Origin of the sequence: Pandoraea soli, from assembly GCF_902459595.1 — a bacterium.
Taxonomy (GTDB): Bacteria; Pseudomonadota; Gammaproteobacteria; order Burkholderiales; family Burkholderiaceae; genus Pandoraea; species Pandoraea cepalis.
In genome coordinates this window covers 149,747-169,138 of sequence record NZ_CABPSG010000008.1, presented here as the reverse complement: position 1 = coordinate 169,138, position 19,392 = coordinate 149,747, and the positions used below count along the sequence as shown (strand labels likewise).

The window sequence follows — 19,392 nt, the reverse complement described above, 5'->3', positions numbered from 1 at the left end:
GAGCCGAAACGAATGACGACGGAACGTCTTATCGAGGTGGGCGACGCCACGCTGCGCGTGGCGATCGACGGCGACGACCGCGCACCGGCGCTGGTGCTGTCCAATTCGCTGGGCACGACGCTCGAGATGTGGGCGCCGCAGGTGCCGGCACTTGCTCGTGAATTCCGGGTGATCCGTTACGACGCGCGCGGACATGGCGGCTCGTCCGTCACGCCGGGCCCTTACGTCATCGACCAACTGGGACGTGACGTGATCGGGCTGCTCGACGCGCTGCATATCAAGCGCGCGAGTGTGGCTGGGGTGTCGATGGGCGGCATGACGGGCATGTGGCTGGGAATTCATGCACCACAGCGTCTCGAGCGTCTCGCGATCGTCTGCTCGTCGGCGCACATCGGCGGCGAAGACGGCTGGAATGCGCGCATTCGCACCGTGCTGGCCGATGGTATGTCTGCCGTCGCCGACGCCGTGGTGTCGCGCTGGTTTACGCCTGCGTTCGCGGAGAAGGAACCGGCGTTGATCGAGCGCATGAAGGCGATGTTCCGCTCGCTGTCGCCGCAGGGCTACGCGGCCGCCTGTGCGGCCGTGCGCGACATGAATCAGCTCGACGAGATTGCGTCGATCACGGCGCCGACACTGATCGTGACCGGTGCGGGGGATCTTGCGACGCCACCCGCGATGTCGAGCGCGATGCTCGAACGGATTCCGGGCGCACAGCAGATTGTCGTGCCGGGCGCGCATATCTCGAACATCGAGTGTGCCCCGGCCGTAACTGAGGCGCTCTTGAGCTTCCTGCGAGTGCCGACGCCGGCCAATGCGTAAGCACTGAGCGCCGACGCGTCGACGCATCGGGGAATCTGAGAATCGGTGCGTCGCCGGGGGGGGCCTTCAACAGGGAAGGCCCGCCCCCCGGCATGAGGTTACGAGGCGTCGCCCAAGTGGGCATGTTGCGCGTTGCGGCGGAACGCCGACGGTGTGACGCCGACATGCCGTTTGAAGACGCGGCAGAAATACGCCGGGTCCTGGAAGCCGAGTTCGTACGCCACATGCGAGACCGGTGCGGGGATATAGATCAGCTTGCGGCGCGCTTCGAGCATCAATCGGTCCTGCACCAGATCGAAGGCCGATTTTCCCGCGATGCGACGGCATAACCGATTGAGTTTGCTCTCGGTGACATGCAATCTTTCGGCATAGGCCGGTACGGCCCATGCCTCGGTGTAATGCGTCTCGACAAGGGCGCGAAAGCGCGCGAACAAATCCAGCTCCGTGCGTCCCGCCCGGGTCGCCGAATCGTGATGCGCATGCAGGCGCGCGAGCAGCAGCAGCACGCTGCGCGTGAGCCATCCCACCATTTCCGCATGCCCGAGTTGCGGGCGCGAAAACTCGTCCATGATGAGACCGAGCAGCGTGTAGAGACGGTCGCGCGTTTGCGGTGCATCGCCCAACGGGAATAGCCACGGCTTGCGCAGCAGCGACGCCATATCGGCATCGGCGCCGAGCGCGGCATCGAACGGCACGCTCTGCGCCATCGTCAGCACGAAGCCGTGCGCGCCGCGCGAGAAGCGGAAGTTATGGACGGCCGACGGATGCACCGTGATGACGGCCGGGCCTTGCACCTCCCACGTGGCGTCGTCGACGTTCGCCTCCACCGCGCCCTCGAAGATCGCCAGCACCTGGAACAGTCCCAGATGCCGGTGCGTGTCGATATGCCAGTCGTAGAGGCGGCTGCGCGTCTCAATCCACTCGATATGGACGAAATCGGCGCTGTCGGTGCCCGTCAATTCACCATACAGCGAGAATTCCGGAATCGCCTCGCGCGCCGCGCGCAGTCGGGGTGACGCGCCTGACATACTGGTTTTCCCTTGGTTCAAGTTGTCGAAAAAGTACAAGAAAGGCGTCGATTCATCCATTCAACTCGACGCGTGCGGTCCATAAGATATGACGCATTCGCCCCTCGTGACAAGGCGTGACCGCCGGTTTTGGCATGCTCGTTTACGCGCAGTCCTAATTCGGTGCAGCAAGCGCAAGGCAGCAGAGAAATGCAAGCCGCATGCATGCCGTAGACCCGTCGCGAGATGCCCCGGCACGGGTGTGCCAGGCGCGGGCAATGCCACTACAGGAGACAACGCATGCGATCCCATTACCCCGTCGTCATCGTCGGTGCCGGTCCGGCCGGACTGCTGCTTTCCCACCTGCTGCATCTGCAAGGCATCGAATCGATCGTGCTCGAATCGCGCTCGCGCGACGCCGTGGAGTCGACCATTCGCGCCGGTGTGCTGGAGCAGGGCACGATGGATATTCTCAACGAGACCGGGGTGGGCGAGCGCATGCGTCGTGAAGGTGCGCTGCATCACGGTATCGAGTTGGCATTCGGCGGCCAGCGTCATCGCATTGCACTGACCGAACTGACCGGCCGCGCGATTACCGTCTACGCGCAGCACGAAGTCATCAAGGATCTGATCGCGGCGCGTGAAGCGGCGCAGGGCGACATCCTGTTCGAGGTGTCGGACGTCTCGGTGCATGACATCGACAGCACGCAACCGAGCGTGCAGTTCACGGTGGACGGCCAGGTACGACGGCTGACGTGCGACTTTATCGCGGGCTGCGACGGCTTCCACGGGGTGTGCCGCCCGGCCATGCCCGCCTCGGTGCGCAAGGAATATCAGCGCGTGTATCCGTTCGGCTGGTTCGGTGTGCTGGTGGAGGCGCCGCCATCGTCCGACGAACTGATCTACGCGGCACACGAGCGCGGCTTCGCGTTGATCAGCACGCGCTCCCCGACGGTGCAGCGCATGTATTTCCAATGCGATCCGAGCGAGCGCGCCGAGACGTGGAGCGACGAGCGTATCTGGCAAGAGCTGCACATGCGCACGGAAAGCGACGACGGTTGGCGCCTCAAGGAGGGGCCGATCTTCCAGAAGAACGTGATCGCGATGCGAAGCTTCGTCGCCACGCCGATGCAGTACGGTCGCTTGTTCCTGGCGGGCGACTCGGCGCATATCGTGCCGCCGACGGGCGCCAAGGGCATGAATCTGGCCGTGGCCGACGTGTGGCGTCTGGCGCGCGCGCTCGACGACTTCTTCCATCGCGACAACGAAGCCGGTTTGCAGGGATATTCGGAGGCGGCGCTCAAGCGGATCTGGCGCGCGGAGCACTTCTCGTACTGGATGACGCGCATGATGCACCGCCTCGACGACGCCACACCGTTCGAGCAACAGATGCAGCGCTCGGAACTGGAGTACGTCGTCAGCTCGCGCGCGGCGTCGCTCATGCTCGCGGAGAACTATGTGGGGCTGCCGCTTGCCTGAGGCGCAAGGCGGGGGCATCGGCGCCCGGGCGCCGGTGCTCGCCTGCTCGCGCGTATAACCGCCCGTTATGGATGATCTGACGAAAGATCATTTTGACGACCACTTGAAAGCCTTACAGTAGCGGCACAAAATCGACGCCGCAAATCCGTCGAATCAAGTCGGCCGACAAGCGCGCCGCGCCATGGCGCCGGACGCGCATTCACGGCGGCGAAATCCAAAATAACGACGGGAAGACAACCGGGGCGGCCACGCCCCGAGGAGACAGTTTCATGCATCAGACGAGAACGGTGGATGTGCCCACCTATATCAACGCACACCGATTCTCCGGCTATCAGTGGCTGGTGTTGATCCTGTGTTTCTTCGTTGTCGCCATCGACGGTTTCGATACCGCGGCCATCGGTTACATCGCGCCTTCGCTGGTGCAGCAATGGCATATCGACAGAGGCTCGCTCGGCCCCGTGCTCTCCGCGGCGCTCTTCGGTCTGGCGGGCGGGGCGATTTTCGCCGGCCCGCTCGCCGACAAGCTCGGGCGCAAGACGCTGTTGGTGCTCTCGGTTGTCTTCTTCGGCATCGCAAGTCTCGCGACGGCCTTCGCTCAGGATCTCGAAACGCTCACGGCGCTGCGCTTTCTGACAGGGCTGGGGCTCGGCGCGGCCATGCCCAATGCCGTGACATTGATTTCCGAGTACGCGCCGGAAGCGCGTCGCGCGGTCATCGTCAACACCATGTTCTGCGGATTCCCGCTGGGGGCGTCGGTGGGGGGATTCGTTGCCTCGTGGGTGATTCCGCACTTTGGCTGGCATAGCGTGCTGGTGCTCGGCGGCGTGCTGCCGCTGGTGTTGTCGGTGCTGCTGATTCTTGGCCTGCCGGAGTCGGTCAAGTTTCTCGTGGTGCGTCAGAAGCCGATCGAGCGCGTGCGCCGCATCCTGTCGCGGATTTCAGGCGAGTCGCTCGACGACGTCGGCACCTTTACGGTCAATGAAGCGGCCCCGAAGCGGGCCGGTTCGGCCATCGGTGTCGTGCTCTCGAAGCAATATGGCTTTGGTTCGCTGATGCTGTGGGTCACCTACTTCATGGGACTCGTCATCTTCTATCTGCTCACGAGCTGGATGCCGCTGCTGTTCAAGGATGCCGGGTTCACCATCGAACGGGCGGCGCTGATCACGGCCCTGTTCCCGCTGGGCGGCGGCATCGGCACGATTCTGTCGGGCTGGTGCATGGACAAGTTCAACGCGCAGAAAGTGGTCGCCGTGGGCTACGCGCTCACGGCCGTGCTGGTGTATGCGGTGGGGCAGGCGATGGGCAACATCGGCGCGCTGGTCGTGCTGATCTTCCTGGCAGGCACGGCGATGAACGGTGCGCAGTCGTCGATGCCGTCGTTGGCTGCGATGTTCTATCCGACGCACGGCCGCGCCACGGGCGTGGCGTGGATGCTCGGTGTGGGGCGCTTCGGCGGGATTGCGGGCGCGTTGCTGGGCGCGGAACTGATGCGCCGTCACATGGGGTTCGCATCGACGTTCTCGCTGCTGGCCATGCCGGCCGTGATCGCCATGCTGGCGTTGCTTGCGAAGAATGCCTGGGAACGGGCCCACGGCAATTCGACGGCTGCGTCGCGTGACGCGCGCAACTCGGCGCCGATGCACTGACCAATTACGGTCGTCTCGTCTCTTTACGCGCTGACGCGCCGTCAACGCTGGTTGACGGCGCGTCGTCGTATCAAGAATCAGCTACGTCGGCGTCCGAGATGAAGCATGCGCTCGCGCACTTCTTCTTCCGAGCGCCAGTGCTCGGCCGGTTTGACCAGATCGCTGCGGCTGATGATGCCGACGAGCTTGCGTGACGCGGCATCGCTCACGACCGGCAGTCGTTCCAGGTGATGCGCGGCGAAGCGTGCCGACACGATACGCCCCGTCTCCGACGCCAGCGCGACGAGCGGCGGATTCGCGCCATACAACTGGCCCAGCGTTTGCAATCCTTGTGTCTGCGCGCGCGTGAGTGCCTGCCGGTCGACCATGCCGAGCACGCTGTGCTCGGCGTCGACCACGGGGTAGGCGCGATGGCGCTGGCCCGCGCCGAAGGCTTGCTGCGCGGCTTCGTCAATGAGCATGCTGGCGGCCAATGACACCGGCTCTCGGGTCATCAACTCGCCAACGTGCAGGCGCTCCATCGGATCGACGCCGTATTCGCGGTGGATGTGACGGCCACGTCGCGCGATTTTCTCCGTCATGATCGAGCGCGGCATGATCCAGATGGTGATGCCGTACGAGATGCCGCAAGTGAGCAGTAGCGGCAGCAACGCATTCACGTTGTGCGTGAGGCCAAGGGCGAAGACGATGGCCGTCAACGGCGCGCCGAGCACGCCCGCGAGCGTTGCCGCCATGCACACCAGTGCCCACAGCGAGACGTCGCCACCCGGCAGCAGCGGTGCGAGGAGCGTGCCGAGCCCGGCACCGATCATGAGCAGCGGTGCGAGCACCCCGCCCGAGGTGCACGATCCCAGGGCAATCGCCCAGATGATCGCCTTGACCACCAGCAGCGCCAGCGCGGCGTGCAGTGTGAAGTGTCCGGCGAGCAGGTCTGCGATGACGTCATAGCCCACGCCGAGCGCACGCGGCTGGAGATAGCCGCCAATGCCGATGGCGACACCGCCGATGGCCGGCCACCACATCCAATGCACGGGAAGTTTGTGAAAGCCGTCTTCGATGGCGTAGAGGGCGCGCGACATGCCGGCGGACAGAACCCCCGCACATACGCCGGCGATCACGCACGACAGCAGGGCGATGGGTGCGACGACGGATTCCGCCATCGGAAAGAGCGGACCTGCGTCGAGCATCAGCGGCCGTGCGAAACCGGCGACCGCGCATGCCGCGATCACCGGCAGCAGGCTGCGCGGACGCCATTCGAAAAGCAGCAGTTCCACGGCGAGCAGTACGGCGGCGACCGGTGTGCCGAATACCGCCGTCATGCCGGCGGTGGCCCCGGCGACGAGCAACGTCTTGCGCTCGGCGGCGCTCAGATGGAAGTGTTGGGCGATGAGCGAGCCGACAGCGCCGCCCGTCATGATGATCGGGCCTTCCGCGCCAAACGGGCCGCCGCTGCCTATCACAATGCCCGACGACAACGGTTTGAGGATGGCGACGCGCGGCGACATCTTGCTCTTGCCGAACAGAATCGCCTCGATGGCTTCCGGAATGCCGTGGCCGCGAATCTTGTCGCTGCCGAACCGCGCCATTGCGCCGACGATCAGCCCGCCGATGACCGGTAGGGCGATGACGGCTGCGCCGAGCGTGTTATCGGCGGGCGAGCGTGGCGCGAACGAGAACGTCTGATAGAAGAAGAGGTTGGTGAAGCCCTGGATCAGATGCAGTAGCAGCCACGCGGCAGGCACCCCGCAAAAACCGATGACGGCGGCCAGCGCAATGAGTCGAGGCAGGCCCGGCGCACGCGAAAAGTCTCGTGCATGGGCGGGCGCGGCCATGGTGGGGTGAGGCGAAGAAGTATGGGGAACGGAAGCCATGACAATGCCGTGATTACAAATGAACGCCACGAATGTGGAAGATGTCCGCAAAGGTGCTCAACTCGTTGCGGTGCTGGGCGGCGAGATTCATGAGACACGCGTCGCCCGCCGCTGAGAGGTGCACTTCCACCACTCGTCGGTCGCTTTCGTTTTGGCGGCGCGTGACGAGCCCGGCTTTCTCGCAGCGTGCAACGAGCGCCACCACGCTGTGATGCACGGCTTGCAGGCGCTCGGCCAATTCACTGATGGACGCCCAGTCGCGCCCCGGGATACCTTTGACGTGCAGCAGCAACAGGTACTGCTGCGGCGTGATGCCTTCGTCGCGCGCGGCGGACTCGCTGAAATTGAGAAAACGGCGCAGCCGATAGCGGAATTCCGATAGGGCTTCGAAATCGCTCTTGGTCAGCGCATCGGTGGCGACCGTTGGATGGGGCGAGGGAGGCGCAGGCATGAGTCGGGCGGGCGAGAGGCGCCGCATAGTCCAAAAACGAAAAAATATATCATATCGCGATACATTTGGCGGGCTTAGGGATAGCCGGGATGACAAATGGGGTCCAGTGCGTGCAGAATCGCGAAAAAACGAGACTCAGTAGTGACGGGAACTCGATCCCCGCCGAGATGACGGAACGCTCGTTGCCGATAGTCGGTGACAAGCGCCGTTCGAGCGGGCCGACCTCTGACAGGGAGGAGACATGGCTTCCACGGTCCGACGCCGCTGGCGTACGGGAACGTTGTTGTTGCTATCGGTGGCACTGGGCTCCACAGTGGCCGCCTATCACTACGCCTCCGGTTTTGAACTGGGCGGCGGCGTTTTTCAACAGATCGGTTTCGGACGTCAGGGTACGTCGTCCGGGCAGGGCGCGCATGCGCGCAATGCGGCATCGTCCTGTGCCGGAAACGACTGTCGCGGCGACCCGGCGACTCAGTCACATTGAATTGTCTGCATGGCATGCCTGCCGCGCCCGCCTGCAGGGCGCGTCGTTCCCGTTTAGAAAACGTTACGCAGACCGACGGTGATGGTGTTCTCGGCTGCATTGCCTTCCGGCGCGCCGCGCGTGATCCCCGGTAATATCGCGCGATGGACTCCCTCATTGCTGCTTCCGCCCGCGCGCTCGCTGCCGGCGATTCGCTGGGTGCCTTGCGCCGGGTCGCGTTGCGCGACGACCCGCCCGCGCTCGCGCTGCGCGGCATCGCGATGGCACAGCTGGGCGAGTTCGCCCGCGCGCGAGAGCTGTTCAAGCGGGCGGCGCGAAGCTTCGGCCCGCATGAGGCCCTGGCACGCGCCCGATGTGTTGTCGCCGACGCCGAAGTCGCGCTCGCCATGCGCGACCTTGGCGGGTCGACGCGATCGCTCCACGCTGCCGCCGCCGTGCTGCTTGCGCATGCGGACATCCCCAATGCCATGCTTGCGCGTCTGGTCCTTGCGCGCCGCCTCGTGCTGCTCGGCAAGCTCGACGCCGCTGCGCAAGCCCTGCAGGACACCCCGTCACACGCCGTCCCGGCGCGTCTCGTCGCCGGACATGCGCTGATCTGCGCCGAGCTGGCGCTGCGCACACTGCGTATCTCGCAAGCGCATTCCATGCTCGCGCATGCCCAAACGGCCGCGTCGGCGGCCAACATCCCCGCGCTGATCGCCGAAGTCGAGACCGTACATGCCGCCCTGGCGCGACCGGCGGCTCGCCTTGCGCAGTCCGACGGCGAGCGCGCATTGAACCTCGACGAAGTGGCACGACTGCTGCATTCGGATTCGCTCGTTGTCGATGCCTGTCGGCGCGGCATCAGCGCTGGCAGCAGCTGGCGTCCGCTGGCACGGCGTCCGGCGCTCTTCACCCTGGCGCTGCAACTCGCGCGCGCCTGGCCCGGCGACGTCGACCGCGATACGCTCATCGCGGAAGTGTTTCGACTGCGGCGCCCCGACGACACCCACCGCGCTCGGCTGCGCGTGGAGATTGGCCGCCTGCGCGCGTTGCTCAAGGGACTCGCCGACATCGACGCGACGCCGCGCGGGTTCGTGCTGCGCACGCAGGGTGCGCGCGCAGTGTCTGTGCTGCTGCCGCCCATCGACGGTAATCGCGCGTCGCTTGTCGCTCTGCTGTCGGACGGTGCGGCGTGGTCGACCTCCGCCCTGGCCCTTGCACTCGGTGCGAGTCAACGCACCGTGCAGCGCGCCTTGTCCGCGCTGGAACATGAGGGCCGCGTGCGCGCGCTCGGCCGCGCAAGGGCACGTCGATGGACATCGCCGCCGCTCACCGAATTCACGACGACATTGTTACTCCCTGTTGGATGGTCGTTTGGCTAGAGTGGACTTGCACGCCGACGACGGCGTCACAACCGGAGCCTGACATGACAAGCAAACTGCAACGAGCGGAACGTCCGCTTCCCCAAGCCGCCGTGATGGCGGCCGATATCGCCTGTGAGTACGGTCCGTTCGCGGACAACGAGCGAATCCATGGCGTCACGTTCGACGGCCGACAGGTATGGGCCGCAACGGGCGATACCCTGATCGCCTTCGATCCCGCCACGGGCGAAGTCCGTCGCACGATCGACGCCCCGAGCGATGCCGGCACGGCCTTCGACGGCACGCACCTTTATCAGATCGCCGAGTCGCGTATCGACAAGATCGATCCGTCGACCGGCAAGGTCGTCTCGTCGATTCCCGCGCCCGACAGCGGCAGCAACTCGGGACTGACGTGGGCCGAGGGCAGCCTGTGGGTCGGGCAATATCGCGATCGCCGCATCCTCCAGATCGATCCCGCCACCGGGCAGGTGTTGCGCAGCATCGCGTCCGATCGGTTCGTGACCGGCGTGACCTGGGTGAACGATGAACTGTGGCACGGCACGTGGGAGAACGACGAGAGCGAACTGCGTCAGGTCGATCCCGCCAGCGGTGAAGTGCTCATGCGCGTGGAGATGCCGCACGGCATTGGCGTGAGCGGCCTGGAGCATAACGGTGCCGATCTGTTCTTCTGCGGCGGCGGTGGCAGCGGCAAGGTTCGCGCGGTGCGTTATCCGTAGCGCTGAGCCACCGAGCGTCGGATAACGGCCGGTCTGACGCCGCAGGGACGACATGGCGGGCCATGTCGGAAGCGCGCGCGAAGGCTATCGGCGCCGATAGCCTGAGCCAATGACATAGATTTCAATAATCAATTTTAGTTAATCGATAGCATTCGGCATACTGTCAACACTTTCCACCCCGTCAGAGAGACAACGACATGCCGATCATCAACAGCCAGATCAAGCCGTTCAAAGCCAACGCCTACCAAAATGGCGATTTCATCACCGTGACCGACGAGACCCTGAAGGGCAAGTGGTCGGTGGTCGTGTTCTACCCGGCCGACTTCACCTTCGTATGCCCGACCGAGCTGGGCGACCTGGCCGATCATTACGACGAGTTCAAGAAACTGGGCGTCGAGATCTACAGCGTATCGACGGACACCCACTTCACCCACAAGGCCTGGCACGACACGTCGGACACGATCCAGAAGATCCAGTACCCGATGCTTGCCGACCCGACGTTGGCGATCTCGCGCAACTTCGACGTGCTGATCGAAGAAGAAGGACTGGCACTGCGCGGCACGTTCGTGATCAACCCGGAAGGCGAGATCAAGTTGTGTGAAATCCACGACAACGGCATTGGCCGCGACGCCAAGGAATTGCTGCGCAAGGTGCAAGCCGCGCAGTACATCGCCGCGCATCCGGGCGAGGTCTGCCCCGCCAAGTGGACGCCGGGCGCACAAACGCTGAGCCCGTCGCTCGACCTGATCGGCAAGATCTAAGCAAGATCCAAGCGCCACGGGCCCTTACAAAGCCCCACCCTGCGCTACGCACGATCGCCGGCGCGCCAGCCCCCCAAGTCTGGTGCGCCGGCCCCTGACCCCGAATCCCGACGCCGACCTGCGCCTGCCTGTGGCCCGCGCGGTGGGCCTCGCTCACCCCATCACTCCCTATCGAGTCGGAGAAACGCCATGTTGGACGCGAACCTCAAAGCCCAGTTGCAAACGTACCTCCAGAAAGTCACGCGCCCGATCGAGATCGCCGTGTGGCTCGACGATAGTCCGAAGTCGGCTGAAATGAAGGCGCTGGTTGACGAGATCGCCCCGCTCTCGTCGCAGATCGCCGTCGTGGCGCACGCCGACGGCGACGAGAGCGCCGGCGAGCGTCGTCCGTCGTTCGCCATCGGCACGCCGGGTGAAGCACCGCGCATCCGCTTCGCCGGACTGCCCATGGGGCACGAGTTCACGTCGCTGGTGCTCGCCTTGCTGCAAGTGGGCGGTCACCCGGTCAAGCTCGACGACGACACCATTGCGCAGATTCGTGCGCTCGACGGCGATTTCCGCTTCGAGACTTACATCTCGCTGTCGTGCCAGAACTGTCCGGAAGTCGTGCAGGCGTTGAACGTCATGGCGCTGATCAATCCGCGCATCCAGCAGGTCACCATCGACGGCGCGCTGTTCCAGGGCGAAGTCGAGGCGCGTCGGGTGATGGCGGTCCCCACCGTGTTCCTCAACGGCGAATCGTTCACGCAAGGCCGCACCAGCGTGAAGGAATTGCTCGCGAAACTCGACACCGGTGCAAGCGTGCGCGCCGCGAAGGCGCTCGAGAACAAGCCGGTCTACGACATGCTGATCGTGGGGGGCGGCCCTGCAGGGGCTGCCGCCGCGATCTACGCCGCCCGCAAGGGAATTGTGACGGGCGTGGTCGCCGAGCGTTTCGGCGGTCAGGTGCTCGACACGATGGCCATCGAGAATTTCGTCTCGGTGACGCACACCGAAGGACCGAAGTTCGCCACGGCACTCGAACAGCACGTGAAGACGTATGACGTCGACGTGATCGACACGCAGCGCGCGCAAGCCTTGATTCCCGGCAAGATTCACGAAGTGCATCTGGCCAGCGGCGCGGTGCTCAAGGCGCGGTCGGTGGTGCTGGCCACCGGTGCTCGCTGGCGTGAAATCGGCGTGCCGGGCGAGCGTGAATACCGCAACCGCGGTGTGGCCTATTGTCCTCACTGCGACGGCCCACTCTTCAAGGGCAAGCGCGTGGCGGTCGTCGGGGGTGGCAACTCGGGCGTGGAAGCTGCCATCGATCTGGCCGGCATCGTCAAGGAAGTCACGCTGATCGAATACGGCACGCAACTGCGTGCGGACGACGTCCTTCAGCGCAAGCTGCGCAGCCTGTCGAATGTGCGTGTGCTGATGAACGCACAGACGACCGAGATCCGTGGCGACGCGCAGAAGGTGGGCGGTCTCGTGTATCGCGACCGTGCCTCGGGCGAGGCGTCCACGATCGCGCTCGAAGGCGTGTTCGTGCAGATTGGTCTCGTGCCGAACACCGAATGGCTCAAGGGGAGCGTGTCGCTCACGCGTCACGGCGAAATCGAAGTCGATGCCAAGGGCGCGACGTCGGTGCCCGGCGTGTTCGCCGCGGGCGATGTCACGACCGTGCCGTTCAAGCAGATTGTGATTGCCGTCGGGGAAGGCGCGAAGGCCTCGCTGGGCGCCTTCGAACATTTGATGCTCAGCTCGGTGGAGGACGAGGCGATATCGCCCGAGACAATCGCCGCCTGACGACCGCCGACGCGGCCCCGCGCCGCCGCCGAAAGACAGCAAAGCCCTCACGTGTGACGCGCGTGAGGGCTTTGCTACGTATGGGCCACGCGTGGGGCCGATCGCCGACGCGCGCTTGTACATGATGCGGTGCTGTGCGCAACATCGATCCCCGTGTTAATGGGAAAACGCACCAAAAATTGGCTTTGAATGCGGCCGATGCCCAAAGGCTACGCAGATTTTCGATAGTTGACGGATTCATTGTCACCATGTGCTCCTTCAATTTGGCACACGACGCAGGCGGTCTTTGCGTCACCCCTTAGCCGAGTGAGGGTGGTGGGATTGCGATCCGGCCACCCGTGATTCGGTCAAGTGAATCGACATATGGGAATCGACAACATTATTCGTGCGCTGGGCAGCGCTGGCACGCAATCGCGAGCGCGATGGCTGAAGTGGCGCGCGCAGCCATCGGGCTTTGCCGGACACCTGCGCGGCGCGTTACCGATCGTGGTCGCCGCCGGTGCCATTACCGCGGCCACACTCGCCTGGTATTCGCGCGATACCGGTTACGCGCCGCTCTTTGGGCAGCATCAGCGCATTCCGATCGCGCAAGCCACCGGCGTGCTCGAAGCGGAGCAGATCCCGTTCCGCATGCATCCGGACACCGGCGCGATCCTCGTGCCGCATGACCGGGTTGGACGCGCGCGTCTTGCGCTGGCCGCCAAAGGCGTCACGCCGGAGTTGCCGCCAGGGCTCGAACTGGTCGACCGCGACGAACGCCTGGGGGTGCGCCAGTTCGTGCAGGACGTGCGTTTTCGTCGAGGGCTGGAGGGCGAGCTTGCGCGCACCATCATGTCGATCGACGCGGTGGATGCCGCTCGCGTACACATTGCGCTGGCACCGAAAACATCGTTCGTCACCCATACCAAGGCGTCGGCCAGCGCATCGGTGCTGATCTCCGTGCGCGCCGGGCAGACACTTGCGCCGCAGCAGGTCAGCGCCATCGTCAAGCTCGTCTCCGGCAGTGTGAACGGTCTGGCGGCAGAGCATGTCTCCGTTGTCGATCAGCACGGCACCCCGCTCACGGCGAATCTCGATCTGGACGATGCGGCGTATGGCAACGCCGAAGCCCGCACCCGCTCTCGCGACGACGCACTTCGCAATGTGCGCGGCCTGCTCGACGGCATTCTCGGTCCCGATCGCTATCGCGCGAGCGTGAGCATCGATCTGGACGAGGACCTGGTATCGAACACCACCGAGGCGCTCGGTGCCGATCCGCGCGTGACACAGGAAGCCGTGCGCGAAGCGCGCGACGACGACGCCGTCGTCGGCGGTGTGCCGGGGGCGATGACCAACCGCCCGGTGGACGCCGCCCCGTTGCTTGCGGGCGATGCGGGTGCGATGCGCACGACGTCGGCCACGCGTCAGTTCGCCTACGACCGCTCGATTACGCAAACGAAGCGTCACCGTCCGCGCGTGCGTCAAATGCACGTGGCCGTGATGGTCGACTCGCAGGCAGCGCCGGGCGGCAACGGGTGGACCGCCGAGTCCCTCGCCGAGCTCGAGCGCGCCTTGCGCGCCGGCACGGGCATTCAGACCGGTCGCGGCGACACGCTGGTGTTGAGCGCCATGCCGTTCGCGCTGTCCGATCGCGCAGCGCTCGTCGACACGCCGGAGGCGACTGCCCAGTCCCCGTTGCTGACCGACACACAAATGAAATACGCCGCCATCGCGGCCGCCGCGACGCTCGTGCTGGCGCTGGGCCTGTGGGCCGCACTGGCCCGACGTGCGCGCCGCCGCAAGGCTGCCGCACTTGCCGCCGACGAGCACGCTCGCGAGCGCCGTCGCCGGCAAGCCGAGAGCGACGCGCAGCAAGCCGCATTGCCGGCCTTCGCCTCGGAATTGCCGCCGGGCTCGGAGGCGTCGTTCGATACGAAGCTGGCGCGCCTGACAACCTTGGCCGACGGCGAACCCGAGCGGGTCGCCCAGATCATCAAACAATGGATGGGTACGAATGCCGCTTCCCGCTGATATTTCCGCGCTGAGTGAGATCAATGGCGTCGACCGCGCCGCCGTGCTGCTGCTTTGCATGGGCGAGCGGGCTGCCGCCGCCGTGATGGCACAACTCGCGCCCGCCGAGCTGTTGCGCGTGGCGCACGCCATGTCGCGTGCCGGTAGCGTGAAAAAGCACGACGTGCACGCCATCGTCGACCAATTCCTCGACGCCTGTACACAGCATGGCGGCGCGAATGCCGCACCGCGCGCTTACCTGGAACGCTCGCTCGCCGCAGCGCTTGGCGAAGGCATCGCCAGCAACGTGCTCGACGGCATTTATGGCGATCGGGTTCGACCCAAGCTGGCGCGTCTGCAATGGGTGAGCGTGACAAGGCTCGCCGACGTGCTCTCGCGCGAGCATCACCGCATGCAGGCGTTGCTGCTCGCGTATCTGCCCGCCGACCTCGCGGGACAGTTGCTTCGTGCGCTGCCCGAGTCGCAGCAGGAAGCGCTGTTGCTGGCGACGGCACAGCTCACGCGCGTCGATCGCGAACTGCTGGCCGATCTGGAACTGATCGCGGACCGTTGTCTCGCCGGACTGTCGGCCGACAATGCCGATGTCCCGGGCACCCGGCTCGCGGCGCAAATCATCGGCCATGTGCCCGACGATCAAAAGCGGCTCATGGAAGCCCTGCGCGCGCACGACGCCACGCTGGCAGAGTCCGTCGAGGCGAACCTTTATAGCTTCGACATCCTGGCCTATCAGGCCCCCGAAGTGATCGATCTGGCTGTGGGCGAGGTGTCGACCGAAACGTGGGCGACCGCGCTCAAGGGGACGGACGCCCGCATGCGGCAAGTCGTGCGCGAGCGCATGTCCCGTCTTCAGGAGGACGCCCTCGCGCAGGCCATGCAGCGTCTCGGGGCGGTGTCGGCGGCGCGCGTGGACGCCGCGCGCAGCGAGATCATGGCGGCGCTGCGCACGCGGGCGCGCGACGCCAATCTCTTCCTGCGTCTGGCAGACGGTGAGGTGCTCGAATGAAACCGCACCGGTTTGGCACGACGTCGGATGCCGCCGCGCAGCGAGGGTGGGTGCCGGTAACGCCTGATCTCGACGCCTTGCGCGCGCAGGCGTACTCGCAAGGTGTGACGCATGGCGCTGCGCAGGCGCGTCGTGCCGTGTGGCAGGAAGCGTTCGACGCCGGCCGCGCCGATGGCGAGCAAGCTGCCGAGGCGCGCTTGCAGGCGTTGTACGCCGCGCGGCTGCGCGACGAACTCGACGCGATCTCTCTTCCGCTTGCGGCGCTGCGGGCGGCGCGCGAGCAGGTGCACGCGCGACTCGCGTCAGGCGCGCTGGACGTCATCAGCGACGTGGCGACGCGTGCGGTGCAAGCGATCGTGCAGCGAGAGTTGCACACGGCGCCGGCCGATATCACCGGTATCGTGCAGCGACTGCTCGCGCAGTTGGGCGCGAGCGGCGAGGGCGTCACCGTGTACGTCAGCCCCGACGACGCACAGGCGCTCGTGGCGCGCGTCGGTGGCAACGACGATGCCCCGGGGTGGCGAATCGTGGCCGATCCTTCGCTCGCTCGCGGCGATGGCCGCCTCGACGTCGACGGCCTCTGGTACGACGCCGGGTGCGACGCTCGACAAGCGGCCGCGCAGGAAGCCGTGACGCAGCGGTTGGCCGACTGGGTGGACGCTTGCGCACGGGCCCCCTGGCCGACCGAGACACAAGAGGCCCAACGATGAACGACGAGATCGCACTCGCGACACCGATGGCGTTCGTCACGCGGGCCAATGGTGCGGTGCTCGAAGCGCGAGGTCAACGGTTTGCGCTTGGACAACCTTGCCGTGTCGAGACCGCCGCCGGCCGATGGACCGATGCCGAAGTGGTGGGGTTTGCCGACGGCGCGCTGCAGCTATTGACGTATGCGTGCGTGGCCGACGTCGTGCCCGGCGCACGCGTGCTGCCAGGGCACTCGACGCCGGCGCCGCGCATCGGACCGGCGTGGCTCGGCCGCGTGGTCGACGCCTTCGGGCAGCCGCTGGACGGCAAAGGCCCATTGCGCGGCGATGCGTTGCTCAATACGTACGGGGCGCCGCCCGCACCGCTGGATCGGCGCGCCATTACCGAGCCGCTCGCCGTAGGCGTGCGCGCGATCGATGGACTGCTGAGTCTCGGCAAGGGGCAGCGCGTGGGATTGTTCGCCGGTAGCGGGGTGGGCAAGAGTGTGCTGCTGGGCATGATGACCCGCCACACCGACGCGCAGATCGTGGTGGTTGGACTGATCGGCGAGCGGGGGCGAGAAGTCGGTGAGTTCGTGACCGAGACACTCGGGCGCGCCGGGCTGGCCAAGGCCATCGTCGTTGCCGCGCCGGCCGACGCACCGCCCGCGCAGCGCATGAAAGCCACCGAGCTGTGCCACGCCATCGCGACGCATCTTCGCGACGCGGGCCACGACGTGCTCTTGCTCGTCGATTCGCTCACGCGTTACGCCATGGCGTGCCGCGAAGTCGCGCTCTCGCTCGGCGAAGCGCCTGCGGCACGTGGCTACCCGGTGTCGGTATTCGCCCGCTTGCCGCGTCTGGTCGAGTGCGCGGGCAACGGCGCGGGATCGGGCAGTCTGAGCGCGATCTACACTGTGCTGGCCGAGGGCGACGACATGCAGGACCCCGTGGTCGATACGGCCCGCGCAGTGCTCGACGGTCACATCGTGCTGTCTCGGGAACTGGCCGACGCGGGGCACTACCCGGCGATCGACATTGGGGCGTCGGTAAGCCGCTGCATGACGCAGGCGGTGGGCGTGCGACACGCGAGCGCGGCGCGCGCATTCAAGGCGCAGTGGCATGCGTACCGGCAAATTCGCGAATTGATCCCGCTCGGTGCCTACGTGCCGGGGGCGCACGCCGAGACCGATCTCGCCGTGTCGCGACATCCCGCAATGCTCGACTTTCTGTGTCAGCACGACGGGGAGCACTGTGCGCCGAACGCGCTGTGCGAGCGACTGGAGGCGCTGTGCCGATGACCGCCAACGCCCCGCGTGCTCTGCGCGCGTTGCTGTCGATACGCGACCGGGAACTCGACGCGGCGCAGCGCGATGGCCGGCAACTCGCGCAACGCCAATGGCGGCTTGCGCGCAACGTTGCCCAGCTCACGCAGCTCTATCGCGCCGTGGCGATCGACGGCACGCGCGCAGGCGCGCACAGCTTTCAGAATCGCGCCGACTACAAGCGCACGCTCGTGGAGATGATCGAGACGCAGCAAGCGCCGATGGCGCAGTTGGCGCGCTGGCAGTCGGTGGCGGCGCAGGCTGTGCGTGATGCGCAGCGTCGGCGTGAAGGCGTGGCAATGCTTGTTGCGCGCCATGAGACGGTGGCGCGACAGGCGGCGTGGCAGCGTGAGGCGCGCGAGCAGGCCGCCCAGGCGCTGGCGATCTGGCAGCGGGGGGTGAGCGCACGGACGCGAAATGAGGAAATCCCCTCGAACCCTGGCGTTGACAAAGTGCGCACGGAGGTCGCTTTGGTGGGGAAAACCACGCGTTTCGCGTCTCGTGCCTACCCTGAACCAGGAGTTCCGCCATGCTGCAAGTGAAAGACCGTATCGAGAAGCTGGCCCAAGATGTCGCCTCCAACCGCATGCGAGCGGAGTTCGGCCGCCTCGGGAAAGACAAGGCCAGCACCGAATCCCGCCAAAGCGGTGTCGCAACGCTCAAGGAGGTGCTGGGCGCCTTCGAGAAACAACTGCGACGCCTTGGCGACAGCGCGGACTTGCGTCAGCACAAGGCCACGCAATCGAGCGATCAGGCGTTCTCCATCAAGTTGGAAAAGGGCGCGCAACAGCTCGATTTCGACGTGCAAGTGAAACAACTCGCCACCGTGCACCAGGTGCAGATTCAGAACGTGGCGACGCTTGCCAACGGCACGGTGGTGGTGGCCGGGCGCCGCGAGGCGATCGTGCTGGATACGTCCGGACTGGATCTGACAACGCCCGAGGGCGTCAGGGCGCTCGCCAGACGCATCAACACCAATCCGGACCTGAACGGCCACGTTCGCGCCGATCTTCGTTACGTGGCCAACGAAGCCACGCCACGTCTGCTGTTGACGGCGAAGACCTCCGGGCTTGACGCGCGCTTCAGCGTCAAGGATGGCGCCAACGTCGATGCCGGAACGGTGCTTGCGAAAGGCGATAACGCGATAGTGCGGCTCGGCGGTCAAGCGGGGCAGGACGAAGCGTATCCAACCAACGAGATCGCTCTTTTTGCAGGGATCACGCTGTCGTTGAAAAAGGCGGATGCCGGGACCGAGACGACGCGTGTTTCGGTCGTGCCGGATCGAGAGGGCACGGCGGCGAACATGCGTGCCCTCGTTCAAGCGTACGACGCGCTACGCAAGCAGGTGCGCGAACTGATGGACCCCGGCACCCCGGGCGCGACGGTCTCGCTCGATGGCGAGGAGAAGCGCGAAGACATCAAGCCGGCGGGCCCGTTCTACGCCGACGCCGGTGTGCGGGCATTGCTGCGCGACCTGGAGCGCCATTTCGAAAGGCCCGTGACGATCGACGGCAAAACATTCGATCCCGCCCAGTTCGGCGTGAAGCGCAATGCCGACGGGTCGGTCACCTTCGACGCGGTGCGCTTCGAAGCCGCCTACGCCGAGGACAAGGAACGGCTGGCCAAGTGGTTCGGCGAGAGTGCCGACGTCATGAAGCGCGATGCCAACGCCGACCTGGACAAGCAGCCGGCGGGCATGCGGCTGGCGGTGCGCATCCGCGAGTGGACCGACGAGATTACCGGCGTGCTCAAGCACCGCACCGACAACGACGAAATCGCTTCACGCCGGCTATCCGAGCAACAGGACCGACTGGAGACGCGCTTTCGCGCACTCGTCGCCCGCTACACCGGTGAATTCGCGCGCGCGGAGCAGGTTCGCCAGCAAATGAACGAGACACGCAGCTTTGTCGATGCGCTCTTCCGCGGATCGCGCAAATCCGACGAATGATGCGTGTCGTCATCCTTTAGGGAGTCAAACCGAT

The 19,392-nt window shown here is 65.7% G+C and carries 17 protein-coding genes; 14 read left to right on the top strand and 3 right to left on the bottom strand.

All coding sequences use genetic code 11. The annotated features are described in order from the left end of the window. The first annotated feature begins 12 nt into the window (after window positions 1-12). On the top strand, window positions 13-819 hold the full coding sequence (pcaD, locus tag PSO31014_RS15720) for a 3-oxoadipate enol-lactonase (protein WP_150552456.1): 807 nt from the start codon (window positions 13-15) through the stop codon (window positions 817-819). Between the two features lie 98 nt (window positions 820-917). Here the strand turns inward: pcaD and PSO31014_RS15715 are convergent, their stop codons facing one another. Further along, the gene (locus PSO31014_RS15715; RefSeq protein ID WP_174976536.1) at window positions 918-1,847 is read right to left on the bottom strand and encodes a helix-turn-helix domain-containing protein; all 930 of its coding nucleotides are present in this window, start codon (window positions 1,845-1,847) and stop codon (window positions 918-920) included. A 279-nt stretch (window positions 1,848-2,126) separates the two neighbouring features. On the opposite strand from PSO31014_RS15715, the gene pobA reads away from it, so the two are divergent. After that, window positions 2,127-3,305: a 4-hydroxybenzoate 3-monooxygenase gene (pobA, locus tag PSO31014_RS15710; RefSeq protein WP_150552454.1), complete on the top strand. Its 1,179-nt coding sequence runs from the start codon at window positions 2,127-2,129 to the stop codon at window positions 3,303-3,305. A gap of 269 nt (window positions 3,306-3,574) precedes the next feature. Then, window positions 3,575-4,951, top strand: coding sequence for an MFS transporter (locus PSO31014_RS15705; protein WP_150552453.1), 1,377 nt, complete (start codon window positions 3,575-3,577; stop codon window positions 4,949-4,951). A 77-nt stretch (window positions 4,952-5,028) separates the two neighbouring features. On the opposite strand, the gene PSO31014_RS15700 is transcribed toward PSO31014_RS15705, so the two are convergent. After that, window positions 5,029-6,783: a chloride channel protein gene (locus PSO31014_RS15700; protein ID WP_150552499.1), complete on the bottom strand. Its 1,755-nt coding sequence runs from the start codon at window positions 6,781-6,783 to the stop codon at window positions 5,029-5,031. A 52-nt stretch (window positions 6,784-6,835) separates the two neighbouring features. Further along, complete coding sequence (locus PSO31014_RS15695; RefSeq protein ID WP_150552452.1) at window positions 6,836-7,273, bottom strand: MarR family winged helix-turn-helix transcriptional regulator; 438 nt, start codon at window positions 7,271-7,273, stop codon at window positions 6,836-6,838. A gap of 241 nt (window positions 7,274-7,514) precedes the next feature. Between PSO31014_RS15695 and PSO31014_RS15690 the strand changes: the two genes are divergently transcribed. From PSO31014_RS15690 to fliD, 11 genes are all read left to right on the top strand, one after another. Further along, window positions 7,515-7,757: a hypothetical protein gene (locus tag PSO31014_RS15690; RefSeq protein ID WP_150552451.1), complete on the top strand. Its 243-nt coding sequence runs from the start codon at window positions 7,515-7,517 to the stop codon at window positions 7,755-7,757. Window positions 7,758-7,900: 143 nt separating this feature from the next. Continuing rightward, window positions 7,901-9,121, top strand: a complete 1,221-nt coding sequence (locus PSO31014_RS15685; protein WP_150552450.1) for a helix-turn-helix domain-containing protein — start codon at window positions 7,901-7,903, stop codon at window positions 9,119-9,121. Window positions 9,122-9,165: 44 nt separating this feature from the next. Next, a complete protein-coding gene (locus tag PSO31014_RS15680) occupies window positions 9,166-9,837 on the top strand; it encodes a Vgb family protein (RefSeq protein ID WP_150552449.1) in 672 nt (223 codons plus the stop codon). Window positions 9,838-10,034: 197 nt separating this feature from the next. Continuing rightward, window positions 10,035-10,598: an alkyl hydroperoxide reductase subunit C gene (gene ahpC, locus PSO31014_RS15675; protein WP_017235263.1), complete on the top strand. Its 564-nt coding sequence runs from the start codon at window positions 10,035-10,037 to the stop codon at window positions 10,596-10,598. Window positions 10,599-10,787: 189 nt separating this feature from the next. Then, window positions 10,788-12,386 carry an alkyl hydroperoxide reductase subunit F gene (gene ahpF / locus PSO31014_RS15670; RefSeq protein WP_150552448.1) on the top strand — a complete coding sequence of 533 codons (1,599 nt, stop codon included), beginning with the start codon at window positions 10,788-10,790 and terminating at the stop codon, window positions 12,384-12,386. Between the two features lie 363 nt (window positions 12,387-12,749). Next, window positions 12,750-14,396: a flagellar basal-body MS-ring/collar protein FliF gene (fliF, locus tag PSO31014_RS15665; protein WP_150552447.1), complete on the top strand. Its 1,647-nt coding sequence runs from the start codon at window positions 12,750-12,752 to the stop codon at window positions 14,394-14,396. Next, window positions 14,380-15,399 carry a FliG C-terminal domain-containing protein gene (locus PSO31014_RS15660; protein ID WP_150552446.1) on the top strand — a complete coding sequence of 340 codons (1,020 nt, stop codon included), beginning with the start codon at window positions 14,380-14,382 and terminating at the stop codon, window positions 15,397-15,399. Before fliF ends, PSO31014_RS15660 begins: the two co-directional genes overlap by 17 nt. Further along, a complete protein-coding gene (locus tag PSO31014_RS15655) occupies window positions 15,396-16,109 on the top strand; it encodes a FliH/SctL family protein (protein WP_150552445.1) in 714 nt (237 codons plus the stop codon). The genes PSO31014_RS15660 and PSO31014_RS15655 overlap by 4 nt, the downstream gene beginning before the upstream one ends. Continuing rightward, window positions 16,106-17,386 carry a FliI/YscN family ATPase gene (locus PSO31014_RS15650; RefSeq protein ID WP_150552444.1) on the top strand — a complete coding sequence of 427 codons (1,281 nt, stop codon included), beginning with the start codon at window positions 16,106-16,108 and terminating at the stop codon, window positions 17,384-17,386. Before PSO31014_RS15655 ends, PSO31014_RS15650 begins: the two co-directional genes overlap by 4 nt. After that, on the top strand, window positions 17,383-17,952 hold the full coding sequence (locus PSO31014_RS15645; RefSeq protein ID WP_150552443.1) for a hypothetical protein: 570 nt from the start codon (window positions 17,383-17,385) through the stop codon (window positions 17,950-17,952). Before PSO31014_RS15650 ends, PSO31014_RS15645 begins: the two co-directional genes overlap by 4 nt. Then, window positions 17,940-19,358, top strand: coding sequence for a flagellar filament capping protein FliD (gene fliD, locus PSO31014_RS15640; RefSeq protein ID WP_150552442.1), 1,419 nt, complete (start codon window positions 17,940-17,942; stop codon window positions 19,356-19,358). Before PSO31014_RS15645 ends, fliD begins: the two co-directional genes overlap by 13 nt. Window positions 19,359-19,392: the final 34 nt, after the last annotated feature.

What these genes read in the sequence shown, in the direction of transcription:
- PSO31014_RS15660 (WP_150552446.1), top strand. Translation starts at nt 14,380, where the DNA reads ATGCCGCTTCCCGCTGATATTTCCGCGCTGAGTGAGATCAATGGCGTC.
- PSO31014_RS15645 (WP_150552443.1), top strand. Translation starts at nt 17,383, where the DNA reads ATGACCGCCAACGCCCCGCGTGCTCTGCGCGCGTTGCTGTCGATACGC.
- PSO31014_RS15680 (WP_150552449.1), top strand. Translation starts at nt 9,166, where the DNA reads ATGACAAGCAAACTGCAACGAGCGGAACGTCCGCTTCCCCAAGCCGCC.
- ahpF (WP_150552448.1), top strand. Translation starts at nt 10,788, where the DNA reads ATGTTGGACGCGAACCTCAAAGCCCAGTTGCAAACGTACCTCCAGAAA.
- pcaD (WP_150552456.1), top strand. Translation starts at nt 13, where the DNA reads ATGACGACGGAACGTCTTATCGAGGTGGGCGACGCCACGCTGCGCGTG.
- PSO31014_RS15705 (WP_150552453.1), top strand. Translation starts at nt 3,575, where the DNA reads ATGCATCAGACGAGAACGGTGGATGTGCCCACCTATATCAACGCACAC.
- PSO31014_RS15715 (WP_174976536.1), bottom strand. Translation starts at nt 1,847, where the DNA reads ATGTCAGGCGCGTCACCCCGACTGCGCGCGGCGCGCGAGGCGATTCCG.
- PSO31014_RS15700 (WP_150552499.1), bottom strand. Translation starts at nt 6,783, where the DNA reads ATGGCCGCGCCCGCCCATGCACGAGACTTTTCGCGTGCGCCGGGCCTG.
- PSO31014_RS15655 (WP_150552445.1), top strand. Translation starts at nt 15,396, where the DNA reads ATGAAACCGCACCGGTTTGGCACGACGTCGGATGCCGCCGCGCAGCGA.
- fliD (WP_150552442.1), top strand. Translation starts at nt 17,940, where the DNA reads ATGCTGCAAGTGAAAGACCGTATCGAGAAGCTGGCCCAAGATGTCGCC.
- ahpC (WP_017235263.1), top strand. Translation starts at nt 10,035, where the DNA reads ATGCCGATCATCAACAGCCAGATCAAGCCGTTCAAAGCCAACGCCTAC.
- PSO31014_RS15685 (WP_150552450.1), top strand. Translation starts at nt 7,901, where the DNA reads ATGGACTCCCTCATTGCTGCTTCCGCCCGCGCGCTCGCTGCCGGCGAT.
- pobA (WP_150552454.1), top strand. Translation starts at nt 2,127, where the DNA reads ATGCGATCCCATTACCCCGTCGTCATCGTCGGTGCCGGTCCGGCCGGA.
- PSO31014_RS15690 (WP_150552451.1), top strand. Translation starts at nt 7,515, where the DNA reads ATGGCTTCCACGGTCCGACGCCGCTGGCGTACGGGAACGTTGTTGTTG.
- PSO31014_RS15695 (WP_150552452.1), bottom strand. Translation starts at nt 7,273, where the DNA reads ATGCCTGCGCCTCCCTCGCCCCATCCAACGGTCGCCACCGATGCGCTG.
- fliF (WP_150552447.1), top strand. Translation starts at nt 12,750, where the DNA reads ATGGGAATCGACAACATTATTCGTGCGCTGGGCAGCGCTGGCACGCAA.
- PSO31014_RS15650 (WP_150552444.1), top strand. Translation starts at nt 16,106, where the DNA reads ATGAACGACGAGATCGCACTCGCGACACCGATGGCGTTCGTCACGCGG.